At 76.3% G+C, this 7531-nt stretch carries 6 protein-coding genes; 3 read left to right on the plus strand and 3 right to left on the minus strand.

Annotated elements, in window-relative coordinates; all coding sequences use genetic code 11:
* Positions 1-76: 76 nt before the first annotated feature.
* On the minus strand, positions 77-637 hold the full coding sequence (locus GV126_RS32190; RefSeq protein ID WP_159674463.1) for a quercetin 2,3-dioxygenase: 561 nt from the start codon (positions 635-637) through the stop codon (positions 77-79).
* 263 nt (positions 638-900) lie between these two features.
* Here GV126_RS32190 and GV126_RS32195 point away from each other — a divergent pair, with 263 nt between their 5' ends.
* From GV126_RS32195 to GV126_RS32205, 3 genes are all read left to right on the plus strand, one after another.
* Positions 901-2769, plus strand: coding sequence for an FUSC family protein (locus GV126_RS32195; protein ID WP_159674465.1), 1869 nt, complete (start codon positions 901-903; stop codon positions 2767-2769).
* 5 nt (positions 2770-2774) lie between these two features.
* Positions 2775-3680 carry a LysR family transcriptional regulator gene (locus GV126_RS32200; RefSeq protein WP_159674467.1) on the plus strand — a complete coding sequence of 302 codons (906 nt, stop codon included), beginning with the start codon at positions 2775-2777 and terminating at the stop codon, positions 3678-3680.
* Positions 3681-4058: 378 nt separating this feature from the next.
* Positions 4059-5159 carry a PP2C family protein-serine/threonine phosphatase gene (locus tag GV126_RS32205; protein ID WP_201299963.1) on the plus strand — a complete coding sequence of 367 codons (1101 nt, stop codon included), beginning with the start codon at positions 4059-4061 and terminating at the stop codon, positions 5157-5159.
* 127 nt (positions 5160-5286) lie between these two features.
* Here the strand turns inward: GV126_RS32205 and GV126_RS32210 are convergent, their stop codons facing one another.
* The gene (locus tag GV126_RS32210; protein WP_159674469.1) at positions 5287-6918 is read right to left on the minus strand and encodes a phytoene desaturase family protein; all 1632 of its coding nucleotides are present in this window, start codon (positions 6916-6918) and stop codon (positions 5287-5289) included.
* Positions 6911-7426 (minus strand): SRPBCC family protein, encoded by a 516-nt coding sequence (locus GV126_RS32215; protein ID WP_159674471.1) that lies wholly within the window; start codon positions 7424-7426, stop codon positions 6911-6913. Before GV126_RS32215 ends, GV126_RS32210 begins: the two co-directional genes overlap by 8 nt.
* Positions 7427-7531: the final 105 nt, after the last annotated feature.

Consider the following 7531-nt stretch of genomic DNA (forward strand, 5'->3'; position numbering starts at 1 on the left):
GTCCCCGCCGCGGGGGTGTCTCGTCGACCGGCCCGGCGTGCGCGCCGAGACACCCCCTGGGGGACGGACGCCATGGTCAGCTGCCCGTGCGCCACTGGTGGTCGGGCAGGAAGCGCACGTCGAACCGCTGGGGCACCGTGCCGAACTTCTCCGGCTCCGGCACGTACGGCGTGCGCGGCAGGCCGAGCTCCTCCGCGGGCGTGCCGAGGTTCTCGAAGAAGCGCTCGAAGGTGCCGCCGGGGCCCGCGGCCACGCCGACGACCCGGCTGTGGTGGCGCTCGATCCGGTAGGCGTGCGCGCAGTTCTTCGGCACGAACCCGAAGTCGCCCTCGGTCAGCAGCTTCTCGTACTGCTCCCCCTCCTGGTCCTCGACGAAGAGCCGGACGGCTCCGTCGGTGATGTAGAAGACCTCGTGGGTGTCGGCGTGCACATGGGCGGGGATGATGTCGCCCTTCGGCCCCTCGACGGTGAAGAAGTTGAAGGTGTTCTCGGTCTGCTCGCCGCCGGCGTAGACGGTGACCAGGTCTCCGAAGAGGTGGGCGCGGTCGCCCATGCCCTTCTCTATGAAGTACGGCTTGCCCGGCTGGGGCGGGATGAACGAACGGCTGCGGTACGGGGTGGCGTACTCGATGGTCACGGGGCACCTGCCTTTCCGGCCCGGCCGGCTCTCGGCGGACTATGTCAGGCTACCTGACATAGGTCCGGAGAGGGAATGCCCGACGCCCGGCAGGACACATGTCTTCAGCGCATGGATGCCGCTTCCGTCCGGCATTGGACGCATGCGTCCGGCTGATCAACCCTTGAAGGTGAACCCGGAAGGAACCGGAAAACGGAACCGAAGCCCGAACCGAGAGGTGGAACCTGAACCTCCGATCGTCACCCAAGGAGTCGAACCCGTCGATGAAGGCGCCGCATCGCCTCAAGAAGGCAGCGCACGGCTTCCCGCCGGCCCCGGTGCCCCTCGCGGCCGCCGCGCGGGGCGCCGTCGCGCTGGCCCTGCCCCTCCTCCTCGGCGTGTGGAGCGGGGCCGTGGTGCCCGCGGTGATCGCGGGCATCGGCGCGCTGTGGGGCGTGAGCCAGGACGGCGCCGACCCCTACCGGCTGCGGGTGCGGCGGCTGGGCGGCATGGGACTGGCCGCCGCGGCCGGTCTGCTCGCCGGTGAACTGGCGCTGCGCAGCGGGCACCCGGCGGCCGTACCCCGCTGCCTGGTCGCTCTCGCCCTGCCGGCCGGCTCGGTCAGCCTGCGCGGCCCGCTCGGCTCGGTGTGCGGCATGCACCTGCTGCTCGGCGCCACCATCGGCAGCGGCATCCCGGTGCCGGGCCCGTGGTGGCACGCCCCGCTCGCGCTGCTCGCCGGGGTCGGCCTCGTCGTGGCGCTCTCGGCCGCGCCCTGGCTGTGGCGGCGGTACGGCATCGAGCGGGCCGCCGTGCTCGCGGTGTACCGGGCGGCCTCGCGGGCCCTGGCGGCGGCCGGTTCACCGGCGGCCGAGGACGCGCGGCGCCACCTGACCGCGGCGCTCGACCACGCCCACCAGGTGATGGGCCGCCACCTGGCACGTCCCGGCCGGCCGCGCCCCGAGCCGGCGGCCCTGCGGGACGCCTTCCACACCGCCGTCCGGCTGGGCGAGGTGGCCTCCGCGCTGGTGTGGGAGGGCCGTCCGCTCCCCCGCAGCGCGACGGAGGTACCGCTGCTGCTGGCCGCGCGCCTGCTGCCGCCTCCGGGCCGGCGGATCGGCGGCCTGCGCCCGGAGCTGCCCGGCCCGGTCGGCGACCCGCCTGCCCCGGGCGACGACCGGACCGGGCACGACGGCCATCCGTCCGCCCCGGTCGGCGACCTGACCGGCTCGGTGGACGTCGAGGCCGGGCCGCGCGGCGGCCCCGGCTCCCCGGGCCTGCGGGCGCTCGCCGCGCTGGTCGCGGAGGCCGGCCGGGCACGCCCCGACGAGCTGCCGGTGCGCCTGCCCGCGGCCCCGCGGCACGGGCGCGCGGCCCAGCTGCGCTACACCGTGCTGCTCGCGGCCTGTGTGCTCCTCGCCCAGCTGTGCGCGCAGGCGCTGCACGGGCCGCGCGGGTACTGGCTGCCGATGACGGTGGCCTTCGTCTACAAGCCGGACTTCGGCCCCGTCGCGCGGCGGGCGCTGCACCGCTGCGCCGGCACCGTCGCCGGGGTGGCCGCCATCGGCGCGGTGACCCTGCTGACGACGGACACCTACGCCCTGATCGGCGCGGTGGCCGCGTTCGGCGCGCTGATGGCCGTCGGCGTACGCCACCACTACGCGCTCGCCACGACCGGCCTGACCGCGATCGTCTTCGTCCTGGTGGACCTGCTCGGCGACCACCGGGCGCTGTACGGGACGCGGATCCTGGACACCGCGCTGGCCGCCGCGATCGTCCTGGTCGCGCACCTCGCGCTGTGGCCCCGGTCCGCGGCCGAGCGGGCCACCGCGCTGACCGAGGCCGCCCTGGCCGCCGCCGACCGCTACCGGCGCCTCGCCCCCGAGGTCACGCCCGCCCAGCGGCACGCGCTGCGCCGCGGCGCCTACCACCTGCTCGCCGAGGCCCGGCGGGCGGTGGCCCACGCCCTCAGCGAACCGGGCCGCCCCGGCCGCCGGGTGCCGGACCGGCCCGACCTGCCCGACCTGGTGGAGGCGGTCGCCGCCGCCGAGCGGCTGTGCGACGCCGTCAGCGCGCGCACCCTCCGCGCCGCTCCCGGGCCCGGCGCGCGTCCGGCTCCTCGGTGCGCGGGCGCCTGCCCGGTGGGAGGATAGCCGCGATGGATCTGCAGGTGCTGCGCTCCTTCCAGGCGGTGGCCGAGGGCCTGACGGTCACGGAGGCGGCCGCCGAGGCCCGCATCACCCAGCCCGCCCTGTCGCGGGCGCTGCGCCGGCTGGAGGAGGAGGTCGGCGCGGAACTCCTGCAGCGCGTCGGCCGGGTCCTGCGCCCGACGTCGGCGGGCCGGGTGTTCAAGGAGTACGTCGACGCCGCCCTCGACAGCTACGACCGGGGGCGGCGGGCGGTGGCCGAGGTCGTCGACCCGGACACGGGCCTGGTGTCGCTGGCCTTTCTGCACACGCTGGGCACCTGGCTGGTGCCCCGGCTCGTGACCGGGTTCCGCGAGGACTTCCCGCGGGTCCGTTTCGAGCTGCACCAGCACGGCGAGATGGGCCTGGTCCAGCACCTCCTCGACGCCACCGCGGACCTGATGATCACCAGCGGCGACCCGGACCACCCGCTGATCACCTGGCGGCGGCTGCTGGTCGAGCCGCTGTGGCTGGCCGTACCCACCGGGCACCGCCTGGCCCGGCGCGGCCGGGTGCGGCTGGCGGAGGTCGCCGGGGAGCCGTTCATCCTGCTCAAGCCGGGCTACGGGCTGCGCAGCGTCACCGAGTCGCTGTGCCGCGAGGCCGGGTTCGCCCCGCGGGTCGCCTTCGAGGGCGAGGAGGTGCACACGCTGCGCGGCCTGGTCGCCGCGGGCCTGGGCGTGTCCCTGATCCCGTCCTCACCGGACACGGCGGCCACGCCCGACTTCCCGATCCGCTACCTGGAGATCACCGACGTGCACGGCGCCCGGGACATCGGCATCGCCTGGCTCACCGGGCGTACCCTGCCGCCGGCCTCCCGCCGGTTCATCGACCACGCGCTGCGGGCGACGGCCGAGGCGGCGGACGGCCACTGGTGAGCGGGACACCGCCGCCTGCCCCGCACACGAACGGGACACCGCGGCGGGCGCCGGCCCCCCGCACCGGACGGCGCGCCTCCCCCGTTCGGCGGACCCGTCTCGCCGCGCGGGCTGACATGCCCTTGCCTGGAGCAATGGGGCACTGGACGCGGCCGGGCGCCGCAGGCTGGTGGCCTTGGCCACGCCGTCGGGAGCTGCTGTGAACAGGCCGCCTGAGTCTTTCCGCGAGGACCCACGTCCCGGGCCGGGCAGCGAGCCCGGGCGCCCGACCGGACCGCCCGTGCCCGCCGCGCCGCCGTCACAGCCGCGGAGCGGGCGGTGAGGCTTCCCCGGCGGGGCGGCGCCGGTACGGCACGGGCGCGCGACCACCGGCCCCAGGTGCCCGCGCCGCCCGCCTGGCTGCGCTGGCTGCCGCTCGCCTACCTCGCGGTGGTGCTGGCCATCGAGCCGGTCACCCCGGTGGACTGGCCGGTCAGCTTCCTGCTGATCGCGCTGCCCCTGGTCGCCGCCTACGCCTACGGCCCCCTCGCGGTGGGCGTCGTCACGGTGTTCGCGATCGTCTTCGAAGGCGTGCTGGCGGGCACGCCCTGCTGCGCGGGGCGCCCGGTGGCCTACCTGTGGGACCGCCACTACGTGGCCAACTACGCCTGCACCACACTGGTCGGGATCCTCGGCGCCATCCTGGCCGTGCACCGGCTGCGCCGGGAACGCACGCTCGCCACCGTCCGCACCGTCGCCGAGACCGCGCAGCGGGTGCTGCTGCGCCCGGTGCCCCGCCGGCTGCGCCAGGTGTCCGTGGAGACGCTGTACCTGTCCGCCGCCGCCGAGGCGCGCATCGGCGGCGACCTGTACGAGGTGGTGCCCACGGAGTACGGCGTGCGGCTGCTCGTCGGCGACGTGCGCGGCAAGGGCCTGGTCGCCGTCGAGACGGCCGCGGCGATACTGGGGACCTTCCGGGAGGCCGCGTACGACGAGCCCGACCTGGTCGCGCTGGCCCGGCGCATGGAGCGCAGCATGAGCCGCCACGCCGCTCAGCTGCCCGGCGGCGAGGCGGCCGAACGCTTCGTCACCGCCGTGTTCGCGGAGATCCCCGACCACGAGCCGGTGGTGCGCATCGTCAACTGCGGCCACCCCCCGCCCCTGCTCATCCGCAAGGGCGCGGCCACCGAACTGCACTCCGGCGACCCGGCGCCGCCCATCAACCTCGGCGTGCTCGTCGGCAACGGCTACCAGGTGGACGTCGAGCCCTTCCACCCCGGTGACCAGTTGCTGCTCTACACCGACGGGGTCACCGAGACCCGTGATCCGGGCGGAAGCTTCTATCCGCTGGCCGAGCGGGTCGCGCCGTGGGCGGGTCTGTCCCCCCGGGAACTGCTGGACCGCCTGCACGAGGACCTCGTCGCCTACAGTGCCGGGCGCCTGGAGGACGACATCGCGGCCCTCGTCGCCCACCGGCTGCCCGGCCCGGGGCGCGGCTGAGGCCGTGCCCGGCCCCGTGCCCGGCCGCCCTGTGCCCCGCCGTCGTGCGCCGTGCCGTCCCGCCCTCCCCCGTCCGCCGCGCGCGCCGCGCGTCCGAGCCGGTGGGCCGCTCCCGCGCCGGGACGGGTCAGTCGGCCGGTGACGTCCGGTCCCCGGCCCGGTCCCGGCGGGCCAGCGCGCGCTGTGCCCCGGCCAGTCCCGGGGGGAGCCGGCGGCGCAGTGCCGCCCGCGCGGCGTTGGCGCCGGGCGCGCCGTGCACGCCGCCGCCCGGGTGCGCCCCGGCGGAGGCCAGGAACAGGCCGGGCACCGGTGTCTCGGGGCGCCCGGTGCCCGGTACCGGGCGGAACACCAGTTGCTGGTGCAGGGCGGTGGTGCCGCCGTTGATGGCGCCGGTGTCCAGGTTGCGGTCCAGCGACTGCAGAGTGGGCGGGGCGAGGATCCGGCGGGCCCGGACGGTGGCGCGGAAGCCGGGGGCGAACCGCTCGACCTGGCGTTCCAGCCGGTCGGCCATGATCTCCTGCTCCCTGGTGTCCCAGGCGCCGGTCAGTCCCTCACCGGCCGCGTCGCCCGTGACCTCGCGCGGCACGTGGGTGTAGGCCCAGGCGGACTCGGTGCCCAGGGGGGAACGCGTGGGGTCCGTGGTGGTCATCTGGCCGAACAGCGCGAACGGCCGGTCGGGCACCTGCCGCATCGCGATCTGCGCGGCGAACCGGGTCAGCTCGTCCAGGCCGTCGGCCAGGTGGACGGTGCCCGCGCCCACCGCGCCCTCGGTCCGCCAGGGGACCGGGCGGTCCAGCGCCCAGTCCACCTTGAAGGTGGCGAAGTCCCACTGGAAGCGGCACAGGTCGTCCAGCAGCCGGGCGGGCAGGTGCTCGGCACCGACCAGCCGGCGGTAGAGCACCGGCACGGCCACGTCCGCGAGGACGGCGCGCCGTGCGGTGACCGTCTCCCCGCGGGCGGTGCGCACGCCCACGGCGCGTCCGCCGCGCACGACGACCTGATCGACCCGCTCGCCGCAGCGCAGCACCCCGCCGTGCGCGCGCAGCCGGCCGGTGAGGGCGGCGGTGAGCGCGCCGGCCCCGCCGACCGGGACGGGGAAACCGTTGGTCTGGCCGAGCATGGACATCAGCCAGCCGAACCCGCCGCTGATCGCGGACTCCGGTGCCAGGTCGGCGTGCAGGGCGTTGCCGGCCAGCAGCAGCCTGCCGCCCTCGCCGCGGAACTCCTCCTCGCCCAGCCGGCGCACGGGCAGCAGCATGGAGCGGACCAGCCGCAGTCCGCCCGAGGCCCGGACCCGCGCGGCCAGCCTCAGGCCGGAGCGCACCGGCGGGAAGGGGGCGAACAGGGCGTGGATCAGGTCGGTGCCCAGGCGCTCCCAGATCCGGTGCAGGCGGCGCCAGGCGGCGCCGTCCCCGGCGGCGAAGGCGTCCAGGGAGGCGGCGGTGATGTCGATCCGGCGGTCCAGGACGGCGCACCGGCCGTCGGTCAGCGGATGCGCCAGCACGTGGGGGGCGTGCGCCCAGCGCAGACCGTGGTCCTCCAGCCGGAGGCGGGCGATGACCGGGGAGGCGGCCGCGAACGGGTAGAACGAGCTGAACAGGTCGTTGACGAAGGCGGGGTCCACGCCGCGGTCGTGGCGGACGGCACCGCCGGGCTCGGGCTGTTCCTCCAGGACCTCCACGCTCCAGCCGGCGTCGGCCAGCAGGTTGGCCGCGACCAGGCCGTTCGGGCCGGCCCCGATCACCACGGCGTCAGGCATGGGCTGCTCCCGGTCCGCAGGACGCCTCCGGGGTGCCCGGCGCGGCCGGGGCAGTGGCCTGCCGGCGCTCCCCGTCGGCGTCCTGCTCGCAGCACTTGGCGAGCCGGGCGAGCATGGCCCGGTGCCGGATCTGGATCAGCGCCTCGGCGCCCACGTTGTGCAGCACGCCGCCGGCCCCCTGCAGGGGGTGTTCGTCGACGATCACCAGGCAGTGCTCGCCCCACGGGCGCAGTTCGATCGCGATCCGCGCCGTGCCGAGGACGCCCGCGTGGGCCTCCAGTTCGAGCAGGGCGCCCTTCTCGCAGTTGCGCACGACGGTCCGGTTGGTCAGGCACACCGGGCCCAGGCGCACCTGGTACTCGATGGCCGCGTTCAGGGCGGGCCACTGCCCGTCCACCGGGCGGGAGGAGGCGGTGCCCACGACCCATTCCGCGTACCGGTTGCCGTCCGCGAGGACGTTCCACACCGTCTCCGGGGCCGTCTTGATCAGGCGGTGCCGTACTGCCACACGTGCCTCCGCAGGTTCGTTGCCGACGGGTGTCGTGGCCGAGTGCCCCGGCCCGGCCGGTGCCAACCGTGGACCGCCGGGGTGTTCAGGGGCAGGGCCCCGGCG

Source organism: Streptomyces mexicanus (assembly GCF_902506575.1).
Classification (GTDB): Bacteria; Actinomycetota; Actinomycetes; order Streptomycetales; family Streptomycetaceae; genus Streptomyces; species Streptomyces mexicanus.

Excerpts from the sequence above, each read along its gene's own strand:
- GV126_RS32195 (WP_159674465.1), top strand. The coding sequence starts at position 901 with ATGAAGGCGCCGCATCGCCTCAAGAAGGCAGCGCACGGCTTCCCGCCG.
- GV126_RS32200 (WP_159674467.1), top strand. The coding sequence starts at position 2,775 with ATGGATCTGCAGGTGCTGCGCTCCTTCCAGGCGGTGGCCGAGGGCCTG.
- GV126_RS32210 (WP_159674469.1), bottom strand. The coding sequence starts at position 6,918 with ATGCCTGACGCCGTGGTGATCGGGGCCGGCCCGAACGGCCTGGTCGCG.